The organism is Mycobacterium sp. P7213, assembly GCF_900604305.1.
Taxonomy (GTDB): Bacteria; Actinomycetota; Actinomycetes; order Mycobacteriales; family Mycobacteriaceae; genus Mycobacterium.
In genome coordinates this window covers 180404-204565 of record NZ_UWOA01000001.1, presented here as the reverse complement: position 1 = coordinate 204565, position 24162 = coordinate 180404, and the positions used below count along the sequence as shown (strand labels likewise).

Annotated in this window: 21 protein-coding genes and 1 pseudogene; 10 read left to right on the top strand and 12 right to left on the bottom strand. The window is 68.2% G+C overall.

Translation table 11 applies throughout. The annotated features are described in order from the left end of the window. The first annotated feature begins 88 nt into the window (after nt 1–88). The 4 genes from EJK91_RS00985 (at nt 89) to ctpC (ending at nt 4964) form a co-directional block, all read left to right on the top strand. Nucleotides 89–1564, top strand: coding sequence for an LCP family protein (locus EJK91_RS00985; protein WP_024441461.1), 1476 nt, complete (start codon nt 89–91; stop codon nt 1562–1564). Nucleotides 1565–1574: 10 nt separating this feature from the next. Beyond that, nucleotides 1575–2300 (top strand): TIGR03089 family protein, encoded by a 726-nt coding sequence (locus EJK91_RS00980; protein ID WP_024441462.1) that lies wholly within the window; start codon nt 1575–1577, stop codon nt 2298–2300. 134 nt (nt 2301–2434) lie between these two features. Beyond that, nucleotides 2435–2716, top strand: coding sequence for a DUF1490 family protein (locus EJK91_RS00975; protein ID WP_024441463.1), 282 nt, complete (start codon nt 2435–2437; stop codon nt 2714–2716). A 31-nt stretch (nt 2717–2747) separates the two neighbouring features. Beyond that, nucleotides 2748–4964: a manganese-exporting P-type ATPase CtpC gene (ctpC, locus tag EJK91_RS00970; protein ID WP_125078013.1), complete on the top strand. Its 2217-nt coding sequence runs from the start codon at nt 2748–2750 to the stop codon at nt 4962–4964. A gap of 95 nt (nt 4965–5059) precedes the next feature. Here ctpC and EJK91_RS00965 read toward each other — a convergent pair whose 3' ends face one another. The 10 genes from EJK91_RS00965 to EJK91_RS00920 all read right to left on the bottom strand — a co-directional run bounded on the left by EJK91_RS00965 (nt 5060) and on the right by EJK91_RS00920 (nt 17169). Then, nucleotides 5060–5617, bottom strand: a complete 558-nt coding sequence (locus EJK91_RS00965) for a cation transporter (protein ID WP_036457523.1) — start codon at nt 5615–5617, stop codon at nt 5060–5062. A 244-nt stretch (nt 5618–5861) separates the two neighbouring features. Further along, nucleotides 5862–7862, bottom strand: coding sequence for a serine/threonine-protein kinase PknD (locus tag EJK91_RS00960; RefSeq protein WP_125078012.1), 2001 nt, complete (start codon nt 7860–7862; stop codon nt 5862–5864). A gap of 84 nt (nt 7863–7946) precedes the next feature. Continuing rightward, nucleotides 7947–9062: a phosphate ABC transporter substrate-binding protein PstS gene (pstS, locus tag EJK91_RS00955; protein ID WP_125078011.1), complete on the bottom strand. Its 1116-nt coding sequence runs from the start codon at nt 9060–9062 to the stop codon at nt 7947–7949. 114 nt (nt 9063–9176) lie between these two features. Further along, nucleotides 9177–10331 (bottom strand): acetate kinase, encoded by a 1155-nt coding sequence (locus tag EJK91_RS00950; protein WP_024441468.1) that lies wholly within the window; start codon nt 10329–10331, stop codon nt 9177–9179. Beyond that, nucleotides 10328–12427, bottom strand: coding sequence for a phosphate acetyltransferase (gene pta / locus EJK91_RS00945; protein ID WP_125078010.1), 2100 nt, complete (start codon nt 12425–12427; stop codon nt 10328–10330). Before pta ends, EJK91_RS00950 begins: the two co-directional genes overlap by 4 nt. Before the next feature lie 4 nt (nt 12428–12431). Then, nucleotides 12432–13565: an aminotransferase class V-fold PLP-dependent enzyme gene (locus EJK91_RS00940; protein WP_024441470.1), complete on the bottom strand. Its 1134-nt coding sequence runs from the start codon at nt 13563–13565 to the stop codon at nt 12432–12434. 87 nt (nt 13566–13652) lie between these two features. Further along, complete coding sequence (locus EJK91_RS00935; protein WP_046300626.1) at nt 13653–14219, bottom strand: maleylpyruvate isomerase N-terminal domain-containing protein; 567 nt, start codon at nt 14217–14219, stop codon at nt 13653–13655. Nucleotides 14220–14229: 10 nt separating this feature from the next. Beyond that, nucleotides 14230–15399 (bottom strand): acyl-CoA dehydrogenase, encoded by a 1170-nt coding sequence (locus tag EJK91_RS00930; RefSeq protein ID WP_125078009.1) that lies wholly within the window; start codon nt 15397–15399, stop codon nt 14230–14232. Between the two features lie 14 nt (nt 15400–15413). Next, a complete protein-coding gene (purE, locus tag EJK91_RS00925; protein WP_024441473.1) occupies nt 15414–15929 on the bottom strand; it encodes a 5-(carboxyamino)imidazole ribonucleotide mutase in 516 nt (171 codons plus the stop codon). Next, nucleotides 15922–17169: a 5-(carboxyamino)imidazole ribonucleotide synthase gene (locus tag EJK91_RS00920; protein ID WP_444850780.1), complete on the bottom strand. Its 1248-nt coding sequence runs from the start codon at nt 17167–17169 to the stop codon at nt 15922–15924. The genes purE and EJK91_RS00920 overlap by 8 nt, the downstream gene beginning before the upstream one ends. A gap of 121 nt (nt 17170–17290) precedes the next feature. On the opposite strand from EJK91_RS00920, the gene EJK91_RS00915 reads away from it, so the two are divergent. Continuing rightward, complete coding sequence (locus EJK91_RS00915; RefSeq protein ID WP_046300629.1) at nt 17291–17938, top strand: GtrA family protein; 648 nt, start codon at nt 17291–17293, stop codon at nt 17936–17938. On the opposite strand, the gene EJK91_RS00910 is transcribed toward EJK91_RS00915, so the two are convergent. Together EJK91_RS00910 and EJK91_RS00905 are read right to left on the bottom strand one after the other, a co-directional pair. Continuing rightward, on the bottom strand, nt 17902–18411 hold the full coding sequence (locus EJK91_RS00910; RefSeq protein WP_046300630.1) for a PH domain-containing protein: 510 nt from the start codon (nt 18409–18411) through the stop codon (nt 17902–17904). The two genes, EJK91_RS00915 and EJK91_RS00910, sit on opposite strands and share 37 nt — an antisense overlap. Nucleotides 18412–18420: 9 nt before the next feature. Further along, complete coding sequence (locus tag EJK91_RS00905) at nt 18421–19233, bottom strand: biotin--[acetyl-CoA-carboxylase] ligase (RefSeq protein ID WP_046300631.1); 813 nt, start codon at nt 19231–19233, stop codon at nt 18421–18423. 87 nt (nt 19234–19320) lie between these two features. On the opposite strand from EJK91_RS00905, the pseudogene EJK91_RS00900 reads away from it, so the two are divergent. The 5 genes and pseudogenes from EJK91_RS00900 to EJK91_RS00880 all read left to right on the top strand — a co-directional run bounded on the left by EJK91_RS00900 (nt 19321) and on the right by EJK91_RS00880 (nt 24159). Continuing rightward, nucleotides 19321–20276, top strand: a pseudogene (locus EJK91_RS00900) (alpha/beta hydrolase). Between the two features lie 132 nt (nt 20277–20408). Next, complete coding sequence (locus tag EJK91_RS00895; RefSeq protein WP_046300632.1) at nt 20409–22061, top strand: acyl-CoA carboxylase subunit beta; 1653 nt, start codon at nt 20409–20411, stop codon at nt 22059–22061. Between the two features lie 148 nt (nt 22062–22209). After that, the gene (locus EJK91_RS00890) at nt 22210–22470 is read left to right on the top strand and encodes an acyl-CoA carboxylase subunit epsilon (RefSeq protein WP_046300710.1); all 261 of its coding nucleotides are present in this window, start codon (nt 22210–22212) and stop codon (nt 22468–22470) included. A gap of 63 nt (nt 22471–22533) precedes the next feature. Further along, a complete protein-coding gene (locus EJK91_RS00885; protein WP_024441481.1) occupies nt 22534–23175 on the top strand; it encodes a Maf family protein in 642 nt (213 codons plus the stop codon). 81 nt (nt 23176–23256) lie between these two features. Continuing rightward, the gene (locus tag EJK91_RS00880; RefSeq protein WP_046300708.1) at nt 23257–24159 is read left to right on the top strand and encodes a sulfurtransferase; all 903 of its coding nucleotides are present in this window, start codon (nt 23257–23259) and stop codon (nt 24157–24159) included. The last annotated feature ends 3 nt before the right edge of the window (nt 24160–24162 follow it).

Here is a 24162-nt window from a genome sequence, read left to right as displayed (position 1 = left end):
GAGCTTAAGCGGCGGCTCCAGCTTCGCTTGCGGGCTGCCACGCCGCGCCCGGCTACCGCCGATACGGCAGTTACGCAAGTAATCTGAAGTGATGCCTGCGCAACGTGTGGTTCGTGTGATTGCCACGGTGGCAGCCGTCGCCATCGTCCTGGGGACCGGGGTGGCCTGGAGCCAAGTCCGGTCGTTCGAGGACGGCATCTTCCACGTCTCGTCGCTGGCGCTGGGCAACGGCGGATCCGACGGCGCGGTCGACATCCTGCTGGTCGGGATGGACAGCCGCACCGACGCCCACGGCAATCCGCTGACGCCGGAAGAGCTGGCCGCGCTGCGCGTCGGCGACGACGAGGCCACCAACACCGACACCATCATCCTGGTCCGGATCCCCAACAGCGGGAAGTCGGCCACCGCGATCTCGATCCCCCGCGACTCCTACGTGGCGGCACCTGGGCTGGACAAGACCAAGATCAACGGCGTGTACGGGGCCACTCGGCTGGAGACCGCCGACGCGCTCGTCGAATCCGGGATGGATCCGATCCAGGCGCAGGCGCGCGGCACCGAGGCGGGCCGCGAGGCCCTGATCAAGACGGTGGCCGATCTGACCGGCGTCACCGTCGACCACTACGCCGAGATCGGACTGCTCGGGTTCGCGTTGATCACCGATGCCCTCGGCGGCGTCGACGTCTGTCTCAAGGAGCCGGTGTATGAAGAGCTCTCCGGCGCGGACTTCCCGGCCGGCTGGCAGCGGCTGGGCGGCGCCCAGGCACTGAGCTTCGTCCGACAGCGCCACGAACTCCCGCACGGCGACCTGGACCGGGTCCGGCGTCAGCAGACGGTGATGGCGTCCCTGGCCCATCAGGTCATCTCCGGCAAGACCCTGTCCAGTCCGGGCACCTTGTCGCGGCTGCAGGCCGCGGTACAGCGGTCGGTGGTGCTGTCGGAGGGCTGGGACGTGATCGACTTCGTCACCAAGGCCCAGGACCTGGCCGCGGGCAAGGTGGCGTTCGCCACGATCCCGGTGCTCGAGGAGGCCGGCTGGAGCGACGACGGTATGCAGAGCGTGGTCCGTGTCGATCCCGACCAGGTAGCTGACTGGGTGGCCGGGCTGCTGCACGATCAGGACGAGGGCAAGACCGAGCAACTGGCCTACAACCCGGAACAGACCACCGCCAGCGTGCTCAACGACACCGACATCAACGGCCTGGCCGCCGCGGTTTCCGGGGTGCTCAACGCCAAGGGGTTCGGCACCGGGTCGGTCGGCAACAACGAGTCCGGGCACGTGCCCACCAGCCAGGTGCAGGCAGCGTCGGCTGACGACCCCGGCGCGCTGGCGGTGGCCAGGGACCTGGGCGGCTTGCCGGTGGTGTCCAACGAGTCAGTCCCGACCGGCTCGGTGCGCGTGGTGCTGGCCAACGACTACACCGGGCCCGGATCGGGCCTGGGCTCCGGGGGCGCCAGTGCGCAGGCGGCCGGCATCTTTAGCTACGACGACGACGAGGCGCCCCAAATCCCCGTTGCGTCACCGATTCTGACCGCGGGTTCCAACGACCCACAATGCGTGAACTAACGTCGCTGAGGTGATCAACCTCAGCTCGGCGATCCTTGATCCGATCATGCGCGCCGACCCCGTCGGGCCACGGATCACCTATTACGACGACGCCTCCGGCGAGCGCATCGAGCTGTCCGCGGCGACGCTGGCAAACTGGGCGGCCAAGACCGGCAACCTGCTACGCGACGAGCTCGGCGCCGGAGCCGGCAGTCGTATCGCGGTGTTGTTGCCGTCGCACTGGCAGACCGCGGCGGTGCTGTTCGGTGCCTGGTGGATCGGGGCCGAGGTGCTGCTCGGCGATCCAGGAGACGACTCCGATGTCGCGCTGTGCACTGCCGACCGGCTCGATGAGGCCGACGCGGCGGTGGCTGCCACCGGCGGCGAAGTGGTCGTGTTGTCGCTGGACCCGTTCGGCCGGCCGGCCCCCGACCTGCCGATCGGCGTCACCGACTACGCGACCGCAGTGCGGGTGCACGGCGACCAGATCGACGCCGAACGCGCCCCCGGCCCAGCCCTGGCCGGGGCGTCGCCGGATGACGTGCTGGCCTCGTGTGAGAAGTGCGCGGCAGCATTGGGTTTGACGTCGTCGGATCGGGTGTGGTCGACCGGGGACTGGACCAACCCGACCGAGCTGATCGAGAACATGCTGGCGGTGTTCGCCGTGGGTGGGTCGCTGGTCCAGGTCGCCAATGCCGATCCCGAACTGCAGGAGCGTCGCCGGGCCAGCGAAAAGGTCACCCGCGATCTGGGCTGAACCGCCCGACAGCCATTTCCGTCCCCCATCGGGGGGAAGCAGGCGTCACGCCGGGACCACCAACACATGCATAAATGCTTATATGCTGATACTCTTGCCCGCAAGAACCCGCCGTACGTAAGAGGAGATGACCCATGGCAGTGCAGGGATTGCTGGCTAAAGCGGCGTCGACGGTGTTCACCGGATTGGTCGGCGTCAGCGCCTACGAGGTGGCCCGCCGGGCGCTGGCGAAAGCTCCGCTGCACGAGGCAGCGGTGACGGCTACCGAGTGGAGTCTGCGCGGAACCCGGCGAGCCGAAGAGGTCGCCGAGTCGGCACGACTGAAGGTGGCCGACGTGGTGGCCGAGGCTCGCGAGCGGATCGGCGAGGAGGCCACCCCGCCGGCGGCCGCCGTCGAGCACGACCACGAGCACTGACCGCCCCGCGCCGACGAGGGGGAGCGCAGCGATGAACAGCAGCGGCGCCATAGCGACCGTGCCCGCCGACAACGACGAGCTGACCGTCATTTCCGACGCGGCGGGCCGGATGCGGGTGCAGGTGGCGTGGGTGCGCGGCGACTCACGCCGCGCGGTGGCCGCCGAGGAGTCCGCCGGCCGGGTCCACGGTGTCCGTACCGTGCACGCCTATCCGCGAACCGGATCGGTCGTGGTCTGGTACTCCCCCAAACGCAGTGACACTGCGGAGATCCTCGCGGCGATCGCCTCAGCGGCCACCGTGGCCGCCGAGCTGATCCCCGCCCGCACGCCGCGCTCGGCCGACGTCAGCAACACCGACGTGCTGCGCATGGTGATCGGCGGTGCGGCGCTGGCGCTGCTGGGGATGCGCCGCTACGTCTTCGCCCGGCCGCCGCTGCTGGGACCCAGCGGCCAGCTCGTCGCAACCGGTGCCACTGTCTTCATGGGATACCCCTTCCTGCGGGGCGCGCTGCGCTCCATCCGGTCCGGCCGGGCCGGCACCGACGCTCTGGTGACCGCCGCGACCGTGGCCAGCCTGGTGCTTCGCGAGAACGTGGTGGCGCTGACCGTGCTGTGGTTGCTCAATATCGGTGAGTACCTGCAGGATCTGACGCTGCGCCGCACCCGCCGCGCCATCTCGGATCTGTTGCGCGGCAACCAGGACACCGCCTGGGTCAGGTTGGCCGACGGTACCGAGGTTCAGGTTCCGATCGACACGGTGAAGATCGGCGACGAGGTGATCGTCCACGACCACGTGGCGATCCCGGTCGACGGCGAGATCGTCGACGGGGAAGCCATCGTGGACCAATCCGCCATCACCGGCGAGACGCTGCCGGTCAGCGTGATCGCCGGGGCGCGCGTGCATGCCGGTTCGGTGGTGGTGCGCGGCCGACTGGTGGTCCGGGCCACCGCGGTGGGAAGCCAGACCGTGATCGGCCGCATCATCAGCCGCGTCGAGGAGGCGCAGCATGACCGCGCACCGATCCAGACCGTCGGCGAGAACTTCTCCCGCCGCTTCGTACCGGCCTCGTTCATCCTCTCGGCGATCACCTTGGTGCTCACCGGCGATGTCCGCCGCGCGATGACGATGCTGTTGATCGCCTGCCCSTGCGCGGTGGGGCTGGCCACGCCGACCGCGATCAGCGCGGCGATCGGCAACGGCGCCCGGCGCGGCATCCTGATCAAGGGCGGCTCGCATCTGGAGCAGGCCGGCCGGGTGGACGCGATCGTGTTCGACAAGACCGGCACGTTGACGGTGGGCCGTCCCGTGGTGACCAATATCGTTGCCATCCACAAGGATTGGCAGCCCGAACAGGTGCTCGCCTATGCCGCCAGCTCGGAGTTGCATTCGCGACATCCGTTGGCCGAAGCCGTCATCCGGTCCACCGAGGAACGCCACATCAGCATCCCGCCGCACGAGGAGTGCGAGGTTCTGGTGGGGCTGGGCATTCGCACCTGGGCCGACGGCCGCACCCTGCTGCTGGGCAGCCCGAACCTGCTGCGCTCGGAGAAGGTCCGCATCTCCAAGAAGGCGGCGGACTGGGTCAACAAACTGCGCGCCCAAGCCGAGACTCCGCTGCTGCTGGCGGTCGATGGCACCTTGGTCGGGCTGATCAGTCTGCGCGACGAAGTACGACCCGAGTCGCGTGAGGTGCTGGAAGCATTGCGCGCCAAAGGCGTTCGCCGCATCGTCATGCTCACCGGTGATCACCCGGAGACCGCGGCAGCGGTGGCGACCGAACTCGGCATCGAGGAATGGCGAGCTGAGGTGCTGCCGGAGGACAAGCTGCAGGTGGTCCGTGAGCTGCAGGACGAGGGCTACGTGGTGGGCATGGTCGGTGACGGCGTGAACGACGCACCGGCATTGGCCGCCGCGGACATCGGGATCGCGATGGGGCTGGCCGGTACCGACGTCGCGGTGGAAACCGCCGATGTCGCCCTGGCCAATGACGACCTGCGCCGCCTGCTCGACGTCAGGGACCTGGGCGGACGTGCCGTCGAGGTGATCCGGCAGAACTACGGCATGTCGATCGCGGTCAACGCCGTCGGACTGTTGATCGGCGCCGGTGGTGCGTTGTCACCGGTGCTCGCCGCGATCCTGCATAACGCGTCATCGGTGGCCGTCGTCGCCAACAGTTCGCGGTTGATTCGCTACCGGCTGGGTGTCGAGGCGGCGACGCCGATGGCGTCCGTGCCGTCCGTGCCGTAATCTGTCGTCGTCCCGACTGTTCCTGTCGAGCACCACCACCAGCTCCAGGGCAGTCGGGACTTAGCGTCGGTGGGCGCAACAGCGTTTAGCAGCCTTTAACAGCCACAGCCCTCGCCGCGCCACGAGCGGAAGCCCTGCCACACCGAAACGGCGGCCACCCCCAGACCGATCAGCGGGTCCAGCCACCAGCCGCCGGACCATTGGGTGGTCAGGGTCAGCCCGACCAGCACCGCGGCGGCCTGAATCGCACACAGATAGTTCTGCACGCCCTCACCGACTGTCGCCGCCGAGCCGAGCCGCTTGCCGAGCCGCCGCTGGGCCCGGCCCAGCATCGGCATCACCAGCACGGCCGCAGCGGTGACCGCGATGCCGATCGCGCTGCCTTCGCTGCGGTGGTCGCCGATGAAGTGGCGTATCGACTCCGCGGCGATATAGGGGGCGTTGATCCAGAACGAGATCGCCACGCCGATCTGAGCGCGCCGCTCCGCTGTCTCCGACAGTGTGCGGGCACCGGTGAACCGCCAGATCACCACCGCCCCGGCCATCGCCTCGGGAATGGCGCCCAGCGCCCAACCGGTCAGGGCGATCGAACCGGCGGCCAGGCCCTGCCACAGGCCCACCACGCCTTCGATCCCCACCAGGACCAGGCTTATCCAGGCAAGCCGCCGGGCCCAGGTCGCTGCGCGGCGCCAACCCGCATCGTGAACGACGAGAAAGCCGTGGGCGTGCCCCGCGTGGTCGTGGTCGTGGTCGTGGCGCCCGACGGTCGTGACCGGGGCGTCGGCCACCGGATCGGCGATACCCGCGGCCGGGCCCACGACGCTACTGTCCACGCGAAAAATGCTACCTGGCGTTTCGGTGCGGCAGCCGTCACAGCGCCGGTGCCTCAGGCGGCACTCAGCTGTTGGCCTCCACCTTGACGACCCGGTCGTTGCCGCGGTCGGCGACATAGATATCGCCGCGTTTGTCGACGGCGACGTCCAATGGGGAGTTGAGTCCGGTGAACGGCAGCACCACCGGGATTGCGGCTCCGGCGGCCAGCTTCACCACCTTGTTGCGGTTGTGCTCGGTGACATAGACGTCACCGGCCTCGTCCACCGCGATACCCCGCGGAGCGACGATCCCGGCGAACGAGAGCACCACCTGCTCGCCTGTGGCGGCCACCAGCTTGAGCACCCGGTTGTTGCCGGTGTCGGTGACGTAGACATTGCCGGCGGTGTCGACTGCCACCCCGTCGGGCTTGTTGAGGCCGACGAACGGCACCGTGGTCTGGATGTTGGTGACGGTGTCCAGGCGCAGTACCACGTCGTTGCCGCGGTCGGCGACATAGACGTTGCCGCCGTCGGAGTCCACCGCCACCCCGTCCGGGTCATCCAGGCCGGCGAACGGCAGCACCGTGTGAGTCTCGGAGTCCGCGCTGACCTTGACCACCCGATCGTTGACATCGGAGAAGTACACGTTGCCGATGCTGTCGACCGCCACACCGCGGGGCTGGTACTGGTCGCTGAAGGCCACCACCGTCGAGGCGGTCGTGTCGGCGGCCAGGCGCACCACCCGCCCCTGGATGCCTTCGCTGCTGACGTAGACGTTGCCGTCGCCGTCCAACGCCACCCCGCCCGGTGAGAGCCGGAAGTCCAGGTCGGTGAACGGCAGCACCTCCTGTGGGGGTGCCGCCACCGGCGTCGCCGACGAGGGCTCCGACACCACGTGCCCGATGCCGGCGACCACGGTGACCGCGGCAACCGCCGCGGCCGCCACCAGCACCGGCTTGCGGGGCAGCCGCCGGCGCCGCGACGGGGTGGGCATGACCGTGGCCGGCGTCTGCAGGTCGTTGCGCAGCAGGGGTGACATCGGGAAGGGCGCCGGGGGCGGGCCGCCCAGACCGGCGCCCAAAGCAGCACCGAATCCGATGTCGGTCGGCGCCCATCCGGCTCGGCTCACGCCGGCCGGCGCCGCGCCGCCACCTCGGCCCTCAGATCGGGGCTCGGGTTCCAGGCCGCCGGGCAGGTGCAGCGCCGGCTCGCCACGCAGCAGGATCCGGGATACCTGGTGGCGTTCGGGCTCGGTCAGCGCCTGGTAGGCGGCGGCGGCGAGCTCACCGGCGCTGCTGTAGCGCTCCTCGGGTTTGCGGGCCAGCCCGCGGGCGAGCACCGCGTCGATGGCCACCGGAACGCGCCCCGGGAACAGCTTGCTCGGTTGCGGGGGCTCGGCCGTGCGGCGTTCTTCGATCGCCTCGGCGACGGTCTCGGCGGAGAACGGGCACACCCCGCTGAGCGCCTCGGCCAGCACAGCGGCCAGTGAGTAGATGTCGGCGAGATGCGTGACCTGTTCGCCGGTCAGACGCTCGGGCGCCATGTAGGCCAGGGTGCCGACCGCCGGCTTGGCCGCTGCGCCCGGTTCGGCGATGGCCGCGGCCACCCCGAAGTCCATCAGATACGCCGCGTCATCAGCGGTGAGCAGGATGTTGTCGGGCTTGACGTCGCGGTGGACGACAAAGGCGTTATGGGCCGCGTCCAGGGCCGCGGCGACCTGCCGCACGATGGCCACCGCCCGCGGCGGGCTCAACGGACCTCCGTCGGCCAACGCGGTGGCCAGGTCGGTACCGTCGATCAGGCCGGTCTCCAGGTAGAGCACGTCGTCGATCTCGCCGTAGGCGCGGATCGGCACCACATGGGGCTCCGTCAACTGTCCGGCGGCTTCGGCCTCGTCCTCGAGCCGGCTGCGGAACGCCTCGTCGGTGGAGAACGACTCCGAGATCAGCTTGAGTGCCACGGCCTCGTCGTTGCGGGTGTCCTCGGCCCGGTAGACATCACCCACGACGCCGTGGCCGAGCAGCCGCCCCAATTGATAGGGGCCGAATCGCGATCCGGTCCGCGAAACCGGCTCGGGATTGTTCACCGACGACGCTCCCTTCGACCACGGTGCCGCGCACTGCGGCGAAAGAGTAGCTACCAGACTAACCGGCGCCGACGCCGCGAATGGTCACGAGATCGCGTTGACCGCCGTCTGGACCCTGGATTTGAAGGACGGCGGCAGTGGAATGAAGCCGTACTGGTCCAGCCCGTCCTGGCCTGGACCGATCGCAGCCTGCAGGAACGCCTTGACCGCCGTGCCGGTGGCCGCATCGGGGTATTTCGAGCAGACCATCTGGTAGGTCGCCGACACGATCGGGTAGGCGCCGTGTTCGGCGGGCCGGTAGAGGGATGCCATCTCCAGCACCAGGTCATTGTTCGGGTTGGCGTCGGACACGAACTTCGCCCCGGCGATCGTCTTGGAGACCGATTCGGCGGAGATCGCCACCGGTGCCGATCCGGCCGCGGTGACGATCTGAGCCATGGGCAGCTGTTTGCCGACCGCGAACGACCATTCGTTATAGGTGATGGATCCGTCGGTGGCCTGCAGCGCCGCAGCGGCACCGTTGTTGCCGGTGGCGGCTTCGCCGACGCCGCCGTTGAACGTGTCGCCGCTGGAATACCAGCCGCCGTCAGAGGCGACCTCGAGGTACTTCTGGAAATTGGCGGTGCTGGGCGACCGGTCGCTGCGATAGACCACATGGATGGGCAGCGCGGGCAGCGGGACGCCGGCGTTGAGCGCCTTGATCGCGGGGTTGTCCCAGCTGCCGATGCTGCCGTTGAAGATTTTTGCCAGGGTTGGCCCGTCCAGGCTGAGGCTGGTCACCCCGGTGATGCGGTAGGTGACGGCGATCGGACTGAACACCAGCGGCAGGTCCCAGGCCGGCGAGCCGCATCGCTCCGCGGCCCGTTCCGGCTGCGTCTTGGCGGGGTCCATAGCCACCTCGGAGCCGGCCAGGTCGCTCTCGTTGGCGAGGAAGTCATCGACTCCGGCGGCGGAGCCATTGGCGGTGTAAACCAGCACTTGCCCGGGGCAGGCCCGGGAAAAGGCGTAGGCGAACTGCTCGATCGCGTTGGCCTGGGCGGCCGAGCCGCCGGCCTGCAATTCCTGCTTGCCCCCGCAGTCCACGCCTACGGCCGGGTCCTCGGCGGACACCAATTGAGCGGAGCCGCCGCCACAGGCCGAAACCGTCAGTGCGCCAACAGCCAGCAGGGCCGGCAGCACGGTCGAACGGCCGAATTTCACAGGACGACACTGTACCGCGACCCGCCGCGGGCGGGCCTGGTACGGCTGGATGCGCCGCGACCGGCCCCGCACGCCGTCCACGGCGGGGTTACCGCTCCAGGTCGCGGGCGACGCTCACACGAACTGCCAGGCGGCCCGCGCGATCGCCAGCTCCTCATTGGTGGGAACCACCAAGACGGTGGTGCGCGATCCCTCGGCGGAGATGATCCGGGCGCCTTTGCCGGTGCGGTTGCGCTCGGGGTCCACGATGATGCCCAGCCCGTCCAGTCCGGCCAGCGCGTCCTCGCGCACGCTGGGTGCGTTCTCCCCCACTCCGGCGGTGAAGGCGATGGCGTCGACGTGGCCCAGCACGGCCAGGTAGGCGCCGACGTATTTGCGCAGTCGGTGAACGTAGACGTCGTAGGCCAGTCCGGCGGCCTCGCCCAGCGCGCCGCCGGCCGCCCGCTGCTCGAGCAGTTCCCGGAAGTCGTTGACCCCGGACAGCCCTTTGAGTCCGGAGCGGCGGTTCAGCAACTCATCGAGCGCATCGACGCGCATTCCGGCGGTGCGGTTGAGGTGGAACAGTACGCCCGGGTCGATGTCACCGCTGCGGGTTCCCATCACCAAACCCTCCAGCGGGGTCAGCCCCATCGAGGTCTCGACGGCCACCCCGCCTTGCACCGCCGAAGCCGAGGCCCCGTTGCCCAGGTGCAGCACGATGATGTTCAGCTCGGCCGGGTCGCGGCCCAGTACGGCGGCGGTCTCACCGGAGACGTATTCATGCGAGGTGCCGTGGAAGCCGTAGCGGTGAATGCCGTATCGGGCCGCGACGTCACGGTCGATGGCATAGCTGGCTGCGGCCGCCGGCAGGGAGTGGAAGAAACTGGTGTCGAACACCGCCACGTGCGGGACCTCGGGAAAGTCGTTGCGGGCTACTTCGATCCCGATCACGTTGGCGGGATTGTGCAATGGCGCCAACTCCGACAGCCCCGCCACCTCGGCCACCACCTCGTCGGTGATCAGTGTCGGCGCGTAAAACAGTTTGCCGCCGTGCACCACCCGGTGCCCGACAGCGCGGACGGCGGCCAGGTCGATGCCGGAGTCGACGAGCTGCCGGTGGATCAGCTGCAGGCCGGCGGCGTGGTCGGCGACCGGACTGTCCGGCTCGCCGATCTGCTCCACCAGCCCGGACAGCAGCGCGGTGCCGGCCACCGGATCGACCAGTTGGAACTTGATCGACGACGAACCCGAGTTGAGCACCAGCACCAAGCCGGGTGCGGTTGAAGTCACTGAGTCACTCCCTGCGCCTGGATCGCGGTGATGGCCACGGTGTAGACGATGTCGTCGACCAAAGCTCCCCGGGACAGGTCGTTGACGGGCTTGGCCAGTCCCTGCAGCACCGGGCCGATCGCGATCGCGCCGGCACTGCGCTGCACCGCCTTGTAGGTGTTGTTGCCGGTGTTGAGGTCGGGGAACACCAGCACGGTGGCCTGCCCCGCTACCGGCGAGTCCGGCATCTTGGCCGCGGCCACTCCCGCATCGACCGCGGCGTCGTACTGGATCGGGCCGTCGGCAAGCAGATCGGGGCGACGCTCGTGCACCAGTTGTGTTGCGGCACGCACCTTGTCCACGCCGGCGCCGGAGCCGGATTCGCCGGTCGAGTAGGACAGCAGCGCGACTCGGGGTTCGATGCCGAACGCGGCCGCGGTGGCCGCCGAGGAGATGGCGATGTCGGCGAGTTGCTCGACGGTCGGATCGGGCACCACCGCGCAGTCGCCGTAGGCCAACACCCGATCGGACAGGCACATCAGGAACACGCTGGAGACCGTGGACACCCCGGGCGCGGTGCGGATGATCTCGAATGCCGGCCTGATCGTGTGGGCGGTGGTGTGTGCCGCACCCGACACCATTCCGTCGGCGATCCCCCGGTGCACCATCATGGTGCCGAAATAGGAGATGTCGCGCATGATCTCGCGGGCGCGGTCCTCGGTCACGCCTTTGTGTGCGCGCAGCCGGGCGTACTCGGCGCCGAAGGTGTCACGCAGCTCACTGGTCTCGGGATCGATCACCCGCGCGGCGTCCAGGTCCACACCCAGCTCGGCACCGCGCTGACGCACCGCGCCTTCCATGCCGAGCAGGGTCAGATCGACGATCCCGCGCGACAGTAACCGCCCGGCCGCCAACAGGATCCGGTCATCGCTCGCTTCCGGCAGCACAATGTGGCGACGGTCGGCGCGGGCCCGTTCCAGCAGCCGGTATTCGAACATCTGCGGGGTGATCACGGTCGACGCCGGCACCCGGATCCGCTCGGCCAGTTCGGCGCCGTCGATGTGCGCGGCGACCACGGCAAGTGCGGTGTCAATCTTGCGCAATGCACCGACGGTGATTCTCGAGCCGGTATGCGACACCTTTTCGGCGGTGTCGTAGGTGCGGTGACTGGTGGCGATCAACGGCAGGGTGGGCCGCAGTCCCTTCACCAATTTGTCGATGGCCGGGTGCGGCAACAGACCCCCGTTGAGGATGATCCCGGCCAGGGAGGGGAAGCCTTGTGCCTCATGGGCGTTCACCAACGCCAGCAGTACGTCCGAGCGGTCGGCCGGGACGATCACGACCTGCCCCTCGGACAGTCGATCGAGAATGTTCTCAGCGGTCATACCGCCGACCATGACGCTGAGCGCTTCGCGGCGCAGTAACTCCGGGTCGCCGCTGTAGACGGTGCCCTCCAGTGCGGTGCAGAGTTCGGCCATGGTCGGTGCCGACAGCAGCGCCACCTCCGGGACCGCGAACGCCGGAACATCGGCACCGGCCAGGCGGACTGAGATCGCTTGGGTGACATCGGCCAGCTGGTCCGGATCGCAGCGGTTGGCGATCACCGCTGCCGGGCGGGTGTGTACCGCGGCCACTTCGGCCAGGCACCGCTCGGTGATCTCAGCGATGGCCTGCGCGTCGCGGTTGTGTCCGTTGACCGCCAGCACAAGTGGCGCCCCCAGGTTCACCGCGATACGAGCGTTGAAGGTCAACTCGCTCGGGTTGACGACGTCGGTGTAGTCGCTGCCGACTACCAGTACGGTGTCGCAGTGCCGGGCGACTTCGTGGAACCGCGCCACGATCTCGCCCAGCGCCGCCTCCCGGTCGGCGAAGACCTGCTGGTAGGTCACACCACGGCAGGCGCTGTGGTCGTCGATGGTGGCGGTGGCATGGGCGAGCAGCAGTTCGAGTTGCCCGTCGGGCTCGTCCAGCGATCGCACGACCGGACGGAAAACACCGACCCGCGTCGATGAGGCGGCCAGAAGGTGCAGCAGGCCGAGCGCGAGGACGGACTTGCCGGTGCCGCCCTCCACGGCGGCGAGGTAGATGCTCGACGTACCGGCGTTACCTTCAGACATCGGATCAGGCCAAGGCGATCCGGTCGATCGCGGAGCTCAGTCGCGCCACCGTTCCCTCGATGTCGGCCAGTTTGTCCAGCCCGAACAGCCCAATTCGGAAGGTGCTGAACGTCGCCGGCTCATCGCATTGCAGCGGCACTCCGGCTGCGGTCTGCAGGCCTTGGGCCAGAAACTTTCTGCCGGTGCGGATCTCCGGGTCAGTGGTGTAGCTGACCACCACGCCGGGCGCTTCGAATCCCGGTGCGGCCACGCTGGGGAAGCCACGTTCGGCCAACAGCGCACGTACCTTGCGACCCAGCGCGAACTGCTGCTCGCGCACCGCATCGAAGCCGCGGTCGCGGGTCTCGGCCATGGCGTCGCGAAGGCCGCTGATCACGCCGGTCGGCATGGTCGAGTGATACGCGTGGCCGCCGTTCTCGTAGGCCACCATGATCTCTCGCCACTTCTTGAGGTCCAGCGCGAAGCTGGTGCTCTGGGTGCGCTCCATGGCCTCCAGCGCCCGGTTGGACAGGCAGACCATGGCACAGCCCGGCTCGGCGCTCCAGTCCTTCTGCGGCGCCGTCACCAAGACGTCGACCCCGAGCGCCGCCATGTCAGCCCAGACCACCCCGGCGGCGATGCAGTCCAGGACGAACAGGCCGCCCACCGCGGACGTCGCCGTGCCGATGCGCGCCAGGTAGTCGTCGGGCAGCAGGATTCCACTCGCGGTTTCCACGTGCGGAACGCACACCACCGCCGGCCGGATCCGCGCGATCGCCTCCTCGACCTCGTCGATGGGCGCGGGAGCGAACGGCGCCTGGTCGCCGTCGCCGGTCGGACGGGCCTTGAGGACGGTGACGCGGTCGGTGATGCGGCCGGTCGCAAGGATCTGACTCCACCGGTAGCTGAAGAACCCGTTCCGGATGACGAGTACGTCGGCGTCGTTGGCGAACTGTCGTGCGACCGCCTCCATGCCACAGGTTCCGTTGCCGGGCACCACGACTGCCGCGTCGGCGTGGTAGACCTCGCGCAGCATCGCCGAGACGTCGTTCATGACGTCTTGGAAGCGCGCGGACATGTGGTTGAGTGCCCGGTCGGTGTAGACGACGGAGTACTCCAGCAATCCGTCGGGATCGACATCGCGTCGAAGTCCTGGCATGAAGCCTCTCCTAGGTGGGGCGGACAGCGCCGATTGCCAATCTTAGGGCTGTCCCATTCGTGCGTTCACCGATGCGGACGAACGGCTTCAGCCGATCTCGACATCGGATATGGTGCGGCCGCCGAGCCACAGGCCCAGCGCTTCCGCCGTGCCGCGGACTACGGTGCCGCGGCCGCGGGGCCGGCCGATCCCGTTGGTGGGTTCGATCCGATACCGCAGCAGGGTCGGCTGCAGCTTCTGCACGGTCAGGCTCACTCCCTCGGTCAGGATCGCGGCCTCTTCGACCGGCGGGATCTCGCGGCTGCGCCCTAGCCCGCGCAGCACATCCTGGTGATGCATCGCCAAGTCGCCCAGCAGCAGCCGGGCCACGGCGCGGTCGGGTACCTGTGCCCAGCGCCGGGCGGCGGCGATCAAATCGGCCCGGTCGCGGCCGCGTCCCGCCGCGACGACTTCGGCGTTGATCTTGTGCAACCGCCACGGGGCACGCAGGTATCTGCCGATCTCGGAGGTGCCGATCAGATGAGCCAGCACGTCACGCGGCGACCATTGCGCGCACAGCGTGGTGCCGTGGTCGAATTCAGCGTCCGTGAGCCCGTCGACCGTGTCGACGAACGCATGCCGCGCCGCGCGGACGATGTCGATCCGGTTTGTCATCACCGCGACGTCAGCGCAGGAGGTGTCGGCTCATGACGACGCGCTGGATCTGGTTGGTGCCCTCATAGATCTGGGTGATCTTGGCGTCGCGCATCATCCGCTCCACCGGGAAGTCGGTGGTATAGCCCGCCCCACCGAACAACTGCACGGCATCAGTGGTGACCTCCATCGCCACATCGGAGGCGAAGCACTTCGACGCCGCGGAGATGAAGCCCAGGCCCGTCTCACCCCGCTCGGCGCGAGCCGCCGCCGAGTACACCATCAGCCGCGCGGCCTCCAGCTTCATCGCCATGTCGGCCAGCATGAACTGCACACCCTGAAACGTGCTGATGTTCTTACCGAACTGCTTGCGATCCTTGGTGTATTCGATGGCCGCGTCCAGCGCGCCCTGAGCGATACCCACGGCCTGAGCGCCGATCGTGGGACGAGTGTGGTCCAGCGTGCGCAACGCGGTCTTGAACCCGGTCCCCGGCTCGCCGATGATCCGGTCACCGGGAATCCGGCAATTCTCGAAGTACAGCTCGGTGGTCGGCGAGCCCTTGATCCCGAGCTTGTGCTCCTTGGGACCGATGGTGAATCCCTCGTCGTCGATGTGGACCATGAACGCCGAGATGCCGTTGGCGTCCAGGTCCGGGTCGGTCACGGCCATCACGGTGTACCAGCTGGACTTGCCGCCGTTGGTGATCCAGCATTTGGAGCCGTTGAGGATCCAGTCGTCGCCGTCGGCCTTGGCGCGGGTGCGCATCGCCGCGGCGTCGCTGCCGGCCTCGCGCTCGGAAAGCGCGTAGGAGGCCATCACCTCGCCGGCGGCCAGGCCAGGAAGCACCTGGGCCTTGAGTTCCTCCGAGCCCGCCAGGATCAGCCCCATGGTGCCGAGCTTGTTCACCGCCGGGATCAGCGACGACGAGGCGCAGACCCGGGCTACCTCTTCGATCACGATGCAGGCCGCCACCGAGTCGGCACCCTGCCCGCCGTACGCCTCGGGGACGTGCACGGCGTTGAATCCGGAGGCGTTCAGCGCGGCCAAGGCCTCTTCGGGGAACCGGGCCTGCTCATCGACGTCCTTGGCGTGGGGAGCGATCTCCTTCTCCGCCAACGCCCGAATCGCCGCCCGCAACTCATCATGCTCCTCGGGCAACTTGAACAGATCAAACGAGGGATTCCCGGCCCACCCAGCCATCACAGCCTCCTAAGCTACTCGCCGGTAACTTTACCTTGAAGCGTCGCGTCCTTCGCAAGCACGCTCTGGGCCAACTGGTCTTGAAAAGCCTCCATACGAGCCCGCAACGCGGCATCGGCTGAGCCCAGAATACGCACTGCGAGCAAACCTGCATTGCGTGCGCCGCCGATAGAAACAGTGGCCACGGGCACGCCAGCCGGCATCTGCACGATGGACAGCAAAGAATCCATGCCGTCGAGGCGGGCCAGCGGCACCGGCACCCCGATCACCGGCAGCGGTGTGGCCGAAGCCACCATCCCGGGCAGGTGCGCGGCGCCGCCCGCCCCGGCGATGATCACCTCGATGCCGCGGCCGGCGGCGTCGCGGGCGTAGTCGAACATCCGCTGGGGGGTGCGGTGCGCCGAGACCACTCCGACCTCGAACGGGATCTCGAACTCGGCCAGCGCCATGGCCGCGTCTTCCATCACCGACCAGTCGCTGTCGCTGCCCATGATGACGCCGACCCGGGGACCGGGCTTGTGCTCACTCATGCGGATCCCATCCATCGCTCCATTCCCCGTGCGACAACCAGTGTGCCGCGCTTTCGGCCCGCTCGCGCAGGTTCGCCAAGTCGTTCGCGTCCGCACCGAGGAGGTTGATGTGGCCGATCTTGCGGCCCGGCCGCTCGTCCTTGCCGTAGAGGTGGACTCGCGCGTCGGGATAGCGCGCGAACAGGTGATGTAGCCGCTCGTCCATCGTCATCGCCGGTGTCTGCGCGGCGCCCAGGACATTGGCCATCACAGTCACCGCCGCAATCGGTGTGGTGGCACCGAGCGGATAGTCCAACACCGCACGTAGATGCTGTTCGAACTGGCTGGTGGCCGCACCGTCCATGGTCCAGTGCCCCGAGTTGTGCGGTCGCATCGCCAGCTCGTTGACCAGAACCTGACCGCCGGTGGTTTCGAAGAGCTCGACAGCCAGCACCCCGACCACGCCCAGCTCATCAGCCAACCGCAGCGCCAATTGTTGTGCAGCAGCAGCGGATTCGTCCGACAGGTCGGGGGCGGGCGCGATCACTGTCACGCAGATTCCGTCTTCCTGCACGGTCTCGACCACCGGCCACGCCGCGCCCTGCCCATACGGGGACCGGGCCACCAGCGCCGAGAGTTCCCGGCGCATCGCGACCCGCTCCTCGGCCAGTACCGGCACACCTGCGGCCAGATAGTCGGTGACGACCGCCCGAGCCTGGGCCACATCGTCAACGAGGGACACCCCGCGCCCGTCGTAGCCGCCCCGGGCCGCCTTGACCACCATCGGGCCACCGGTCAGGGCCGCGAAGGCATCGAGATCCTCAAGGGCCTCGATCGCGGCGAACCGCGGCACCGGCGCCCCCAGCGCCGAGAGCTTGCGGCGCATCACCAGTTTGTCCTGGGCGTGCAACAGCGCCGCCGGGGGCGGCGCGACGTTGATGCCCTCAGCGATCAGTTGCTCTAACAGCTCGCCCGGGACGTGCTCGTGGTCGAAGGTGAGCACGGTGGCTCCAGCAGCCGCCCGGCGCAGGTCATCGAGGTCGGTGTGCGAGCCGATCACCACGTCCGGGGTGACCTGGGCAGCCGGCTCGTCGGCCGCCGCGGCCAGCACCCGCAGCCGCTGCCCCAGTGCGATTGCGGCCTGATGGGTCATCCGCGCCAGCTGACCGCCGCCCACCATGGCGACCTGCGGGTACCGCCCGTTTGGGGGGGATGGGCTACCTCCGCCGGCGGGCGGCGTTGTGGTTGGGGGGTTCGGCACGGCCAATATCGTGACACGTCGGCGCGCGGCGATCGCAAGTGCGGCGCAGCCGCCATGAGCTCCCTGAGTCGTTATGCAGTCGTTAGGCACGGCTGGGGCCGAGTCCGTACACTGGCGACTTGTGTCTTTTACCGACGCCACGATTGCCCGCCTGCCGCGGGTGATCCGTCCGCTGGCCGAACGCCATCATGAGCTGATCAAGTTCGCCATCGTCGGCGCGACCACATTTCTCATCGACTCGGCGCTGTTCTACACGCTCAAGCTCACGATTCTGTCGCCCAAGCCCGTCACGGCCAAGGTCATCTCGGGGATCGTCGCGGTAATCGCGTCCTACATCCTCAACCGCGAGTGGAGCTTCAAAGACCGGGGCGGCCGAGAACGGCACCACGAGGCCCTGCTGTTCTTCGGGGTCAGCGGCGTCGGCGTGGTGTTGTCCATGGCCCCGTTGTGGTTCTCCAGCTATGTGCTCGGGCTGCGAGCACCCATGGTGTCGTTGACCATCGAGAACCTCTCGGACTTCGTCTCGGCCTACATCATCGGCAACCTGCTGCAGATGGCATTCCGGTTCTGGGCGTTCCGCCGCTGGGTCTTCCCCGACGAGTTCGCTCGCAGCACCGACGCCGCACTCGACGCGACGATCGAGACCGGCGCGCTCGCCGAGGCGATCGAAGATGCCTTGGAGAGCGGCCCGGACACCGGCGTGGTGACACTGTTCCGGCGTCCGGCCCGTCATCAACCGCCGGCGGACGGTCTGTCGAAAACTTCGTGATACAGCAGCGTGTGGACCTGCTCCACGCGCGGAATGTCGTAGAACTCCAGGGGTTCCTGCGACGCCGACTCGATGATCAGCGTGCCGGTTCGCAACAGCCGGTCGATGAAGCCATGTACGAACTCCACGCTGTTGATCCGCGCCAGTCCGATGTCGATTCCGCTGCGGGTCAACAACCCGTGCCGAAACATCACGCGCCGGTCAGTGACCACAAAATGCGTGGTCAGCCAGCTCAAGAACGGCCAGAGCGTCAGCCAGCCGAATACCACCAGCCAGATCGCCCAGATCACCCCGAAGACGACGTTCTTGGCAGTCGGATCCCAGGGCCGTGAGTTGACGAACCCAGCGGCGAACGCGGCGCACGCGGTGACCAGCAATAACGCCAGCACCGGCAGTATCAGTCGTTTGACGTGCGGGTGCCGGTGCAACACCACGTGCTCATCGTCGGCCAGCACGCTCTCCGGGTAACCCACGGCCAGGCCCTAGCCGGTGGGCCGAAGTCGGGTGACATCGCCGGCCGACACCGTGACGGTGCCATCTCCGGTGTTGATCACCAGGCGTCCGGTGTCATCGATGGCTTCGGCGACTCCCTCCACGCGTTGGTCGCCGGGTATGTCGGCGCGCACCTGGGCCCCCAACGTGCAGCTGTGCCGCCGATAGTCCGACACCAGTGCATCGTCGGCGCCGCCCGCCGCACGCCAGGCCGCGATCCGAATCGCGAGGTGACGAAGAACCTTGTCGGCCCAGAGGTTTCGGTCCACCACCGCAGCGCCGAGCATCGCCAGCGAGACCGCCGCGGGATCCGGGGCCTCCTCCGCGGTCATGGACACGTTGAGCCCGAGGCCCACCACGATCAGCTGCTTCGGCGCGGCCACCTCTGCCAGAATGCCGGCCAGCTTGCCGTCGCCCGCGATGACGTCATTGGGCCACTTCAGGCCGACCTGCAGGCCCGACACTTCGGCGATCGCATCGGCGACCGCGACCCCGGTGGCCAGAGTCAGCCAACCCCAACCCGATGTCGGCACGGTGTCCGCGGCCACACCCACCGACAGCGCGAGCTGGCTGTACGCCGGGGCACTCCAGTGTCGGCCGTGACGACCACGGCCGGCCATCTGATGTTCGGCCAGCAGCACGGCTCCGTCGATATCTTCGCCCGCTGCGGCACGGGCCAACAGATCCGCATTGGTGGAACCGGTGTCGTCGACGACATCTACGACGCGCCACGGCCCGTCCGGCCCGGTCAGCCCGGCTCGCAGAGCGGCTACGTCCAGCGGCGGCCGTGGCACAAGACTCATTTCGCCAGCTTACTCACCGGCACTGCGGCCAACTCGGTTGAAACGCCCGGCGCACGGGTATTCGGACAGGCGGAGGAGGTGATCGACATGGTCACCAGGGGATTGACGAGGCACGTTCACCGCCGCCACAGCGCGCAATCAGTCGCGGTGTCACTCGCCAGCCGGTTCGTCGTGAAGAACCTGGTGCGCGCGTGGGCAGTCCGGCCGGACTTGGCGTGGCCGCTGACTTCAGTCGACCGACTGGCCGGCTTGGTACCGCACCGGCAAACAGCGCGCGTCCAGCGCTTCCGCCTGGGTTACTGTGTCGCCGAACGGGTTCAGGCTACCGGCGTCTCGACAGAACGGGCCATCCTCTATCTGCACGGCGGCGCTTTTCTGACGTGTGGACTCAACACCCACCGTTCACTGGTAACCCGGCTGTCCCGAGCGGCCGACGCCAGCGTTCTCAACATCGACTACCGAATGTTGCCCGCACACCGGATCGCTGACGCCGTCGAGGACGGCCTGAGCGGGCTGCGCTGGCTGCTTCGGCGAGGCTACGACCCGGAGCAGATCGTGATCGCCGGCGATTCCGCGGGCGGATATCTGGCCTTTATGACCGCGCTGGCCGCCGCGCAGTCGAATCTGATGAAACCCGCTGGAATTGCCGCGGTTTCACCCTTCACCGACGCGGACCCCACCGCAAAGCTTCAGCACCGCAACGCTCGGCGTTGCGCGATGTTCCCGTGCGAGGCACTGATGGCGTTCACCCGATACCTGCTGCGTGCCCGCGCGGCGTCGCCGATGGATGCCGACCTGTCGGTGCTGCCACCGGTTGCCATCACGCAAGCACCGACGAACTGCTGCTGCCCGACGCCGAAGCGATGGCGCAGCGACTGGATGCGGCCGGCGTGCGCTGCGATCTGCATCTGTGGGAGGGCCAGGTTCACGACTTCCCGTTGGCGGCCGACGTGCTGCCCGAGGGACGGCGGGCGATCCGCTACCTCGGCGAGTTCGTCAAGGAAGTCACCGCCCCACCTGAGCCCGGTACCGCAGCCGCCTGACCCGGGGACAGCCCCGCACCAACCAACTACCACCACCCCGAGAATGTGCTTCGCGACGGTTCAGACGGCGGTGACGTTCCCTAACCGGTCCGGTCGGGCGATCCGATGGCCCACACTTTAAGATCATTTCTTATGACCAGTGTTACTGAGCACTCCGGTGAGGCCCACGTAGAGGCGCAAGCCGAGCATGTCGTCGACATCCACACCACAGCGGGCAAGCTCGCCGACCTCAAGCGTCGGACCGAGGAAACCCTGCACCCGGTCGGTGAGGCCGCGGTCGACAAGGTGCATGCCAAAGGCAAGCTGACCGCTCGCGAACGGGTCTACGCCCTGCTTGACGAGGGTTCTTTCGTCGAGCTCGACGCGCTGGCCAAGCACCGCAGCACCAACTTCGGCCTGGCCGACAAGCGCCCGCTCGGCGACGGCGTGGTGACCGGCTACGGCACCATCGATGGCCGCGAGGTCTGCATCTTCAGCCAGGACGCCACCGTGTTCGGCGGCAGCCTCGGCGAGGTCTACGGCGAGAAGATCGTCAAGGTCCAGGAGCTGGCCATGAAGACCGGCCGGCCGCTGATCGGAATCAACGACGGCGCCGGCGCCCGCATCCAAGAGGGTGTGGTCTCGCTGGGCCTGTACAGCAAGATCTTCCACAACAACATCCTGGCCTCGGGCGTGATCCCACAGATCTCGCTGATCATGGGCGCGGCGGCCGGCGGTCACGTGTACTCCCCCGCGCTGACCGACTTCATCGTGATGGTCGACCAGACCAGCCAGATGTTCATCACCGGCCCTGACGTGATCAAGACCGTCACCGGCGAAGACGTCACCCAAGAGGAGCTGGGCGGCGCCCACACCCACATGGGCAAGTCCGGCACCGCGCACTACGTCGCCTCCGGCGAGCAGGACGCCTTCGACTACGTCCGCGACCTGTTGAGCTACCTGCCCCCGAACAACTACGCCGACCCGCCGCACTTCCCGGTGCCGGCAGCCGAGGGCGCTATCGAGGACAACTTGACCGCCGAGGACCTCGAGCTGGACACGCTGATCCCGGACTCGCCGAACCAGCCCTACGACATGCACGAGGTCATCACCCGGATCCTCGACGACGACGAGTTCCTGGAGGTCCAGGCCGGTTACGCGCAGAACATCATCGTCGGCTTCGGCCGGGTCGAGGGCCGCACCGTCGGCATCGTGGCCAACCAGCCGACCCAGTTCGCCGGCTGCCTGGACATCAACGCCTCGGAGAAGGCCGCCCGGTTCATCCGGACCTGCGACTGCTTCAACATCCCGATCGTGCTGCTGGTCGACGTGCCCGGCTTTTTGCCCGGTACCGAGCAGGAGTACAACGGCATCATCCGGCGCGGCGCCAAGCTGCTCTACGCCTACGGTGAGGCCACCGTCGCCAAGATCACCGTCATCACCCGCAAGGCCTACGGCGGCGCGTACTGCGTGATGGGGTCCAAGGAGATGGGCGCTGACGTCAACGTGGCCTGGCCGACGGCCCAGATCGCGGTGATGGGCGCCTCTGGTGCGGTCGGGTTCGTCTACCGCCAGCAGCTCAACGAGGCCGCCAAGAGCGGCGACGATGTCGACGCGCTGCGCCTGCAGCTTCAGCAGGAGTACGAGGACACGCTGGTGAACCCCTACGTCGCCGCCGAGCGGGGCTACGTCGATGCGGTGATCCCGCCGTCGCACACCCGCGGCTACATCGCGACGTCGCTGCGGCTGCTGGAACGCAAGATCGTTCAGCCGCTGCCCAAGAAGCACGGAAACATTCCCCTGTGAGCGGAACGAGTGGAGTGAGCGCAGCGAATGACACGAGTGACGCGAGCAGCGAAGGCACCGTGAGCGGAACGAGTGGAGTGAGCGCAGCGAATGACACGAGTGACGCGAGCAGTACAGCTCCGTTGAGCCAAGAGAGCGGAGCGAGGCTGTGAGCGAAGAGAACGAAGCGACCACCGCGGTCGAGGAGACTCCGGTGGCGGCCGAGCCGCTCATCAAGGTGTTGCGGGGCAACCCCACCGACGCCGAGATCGCGGCGCTGGTCGCGGTGCTCGGTACGGCAGGCGGCGCGAGTGCCGAAGCCGGTCCGCGGGACCGCAATATGTGGGGCCACCCGGTCGACAAGCTACGGCTGCCGCTGTTCAGCTGGCAGCGGATCACGTTGCTGGAACGCACCCACATGCGCCGGTGACCAGCCGGTGACGAGGCCGAGCCCCCGTACGGCGGCGAAGATCCGGCGCCGAAAGCACCGTCGGTGACGCGACTGGTTCTCGGCTCGGCCTCCACGGGCCGGTTGGCCGTCCTGCGCGGCGCCGGGATCGACCCGTTGGTGGTGGTCTCCGGCGTCGACGAGGACGCCGTCATGGCCGCTCTTCCCGCCACCGCGTCCCCGGATGCCGTGACCGGCGCCCTGGCCGCCGCCAAAGCGGAGCATGTCGCCTCGCTGCTGCAGCCTCCGGTGAGCGCCGATTGCGTTGTGATCGGCTGCGATTCGATGCTCTACATCGACGGCAAGCTGTGCGGCAAGCCCCCGACGCTCGATGCGGCCCGGATCCGCTGGCGCGAGATGGCCGGAAGTTCCGGGCAGCTGCACACCGGCCACAGTCTGATCCGGTTGCGCGACAACGAGATCACTCATCAGATCACCGAAACCGCCGTGACTACAGTGCGCTTCGGCCGACCGGATGACGACGACCTGGAGGCCTACCTGGCCAGCGGCGAGCCACTGCGGGTCGCCGGCGGCTTCACCCTGGACGGCTTGGGGGGCTGGTTCGTCGACGGCGTCGACGGCGACCCCTCCAGCGTCATCGGTATCAGCCTGCCCATGCTGCGCCGGCTGCTGCGCACAGCCGGACTCTCGGTCGCGGCGCTGTGGGCGGCCAACCCGGTCACCTGAGCCAGGTCACGAACACCTGACACCGGAGGATTTCCGGCCACAGGAGTGGCACCACGGTTACCGACCGGTAGGCTCGGCCTCGTGCCAGTTCCTGCCGACCCCACGCCCGCCCTGCAGTCCTACGCTCACCCGGAACGGTTGGTGACAGCCGACTGGCTCGCGGGCAACCTGGGCACACCCGGCCTCGTCGTGGTGGAGTCCGACGAGGATGTCTTGCTCTACGACATCGGCCACATCCCCACCGCGGTCAAGATCGACTGGGTCACCGATCTCAACGATTCCCCGGTCCGCGACTACATCACCGGCGAGCAGTTCGCCGACCTGATGAACCGCAAGGGCATCTCCCGCGACGACACCGTGGTGATCTACGGCGACAAGTCCAACTGGTGGGCCGCCTACGCGCTGTGGGTGTTCACCCTGTTCGGTCACGAAGACGTGCGACTGCTCGACGGCGGGCGCGACCTGTGGGTGTCCTCGGGCCGCGAAACCACGCTGGACGTGCCGTCGAAGACCACCACCGGCTACCCCGTCGTCCAGCGCAACGACGCTCCTATCCGGGCCTACAAGGACGATGTGCTGGCCAGCATCGGCCACGTGCCGCTGATCGACGTGCGCTCGCCGCAGGAGTACACCGGCGAGCGCACCCACATGCCGGAGTACCCGGAGGAGGGTGTGCTGCGCGGGGGTCACATCCCCACTGCCGTCTCAGTGCCATGGAGCAAGGCGGCCGACGACGCCGGCCGGTTCCGCAAGCGCGAGGAATTGGAACGGCTCTACGCCTTTCTGAAGCCCGGGGACCAGCCGATCGCTTACTGCCGCATCGGAGAACGCTCCAGCCACACCTGGTTCGTTCTGACCCACCTGCTCGGCCTCGACGACGTCCGCAACTACGACGGCTCCTGGACCGAGTGGGGCAACACCGTGCGGGTGCCTATCGTCGACGGCCCCGAACCAGGTCCGGTCCCAGGGGCCGGGGCGGGCTGAGCC

Coding starts and splice junctions, on each gene's coding strand:
- EJK91_RS00905 (WP_046300631.1), bottom strand. CDS start 19,233: ATGAGTCTTGTGCCACGGCCGCCGCTGGACGTAGCCGCTCTGCGAGCC.
- purE (WP_024441473.1), bottom strand. CDS start 15,929: ATGAGTGAGCACAAGCCCGGTCCCCGGGTCGGCGTCATCATGGGCAGC.
- EJK91_RS00940 (WP_024441470.1), bottom strand. CDS start 13,565: ATGCCAGGACTTCGACGCGATGTCGATCCCGACGGATTGCTGGAGTAC.
- EJK91_RS00975 (WP_024441463.1), top strand. CDS start 2,435: ATGGCAGTGCAGGGATTGCTGGCTAAAGCGGCGTCGACGGTGTTCACC.
- EJK91_RS00935 (WP_046300626.1), bottom strand. CDS start 14,219: ATGACAAACCGGATCGACATCGTCCGCGCGGCGCGGCATGCGTTCGTC.
- EJK91_RS00895 (WP_046300632.1), top strand. CDS start 20,409: ATGACCAGTGTTACTGAGCACTCCGGTGAGGCCCACGTAGAGGCGCAA.
- pta (WP_125078010.1), bottom strand. CDS start 12,427: ATGTCTGAAGGTAACGCCGGTACGTCGAGCATCTACCTCGCCGCCGTG.
- EJK91_RS00930 (WP_125078009.1), bottom strand. CDS start 15,399: ATGGCTGGGTGGGCCGGGAATCCCTCGTTTGATCTGTTCAAGTTGCCC.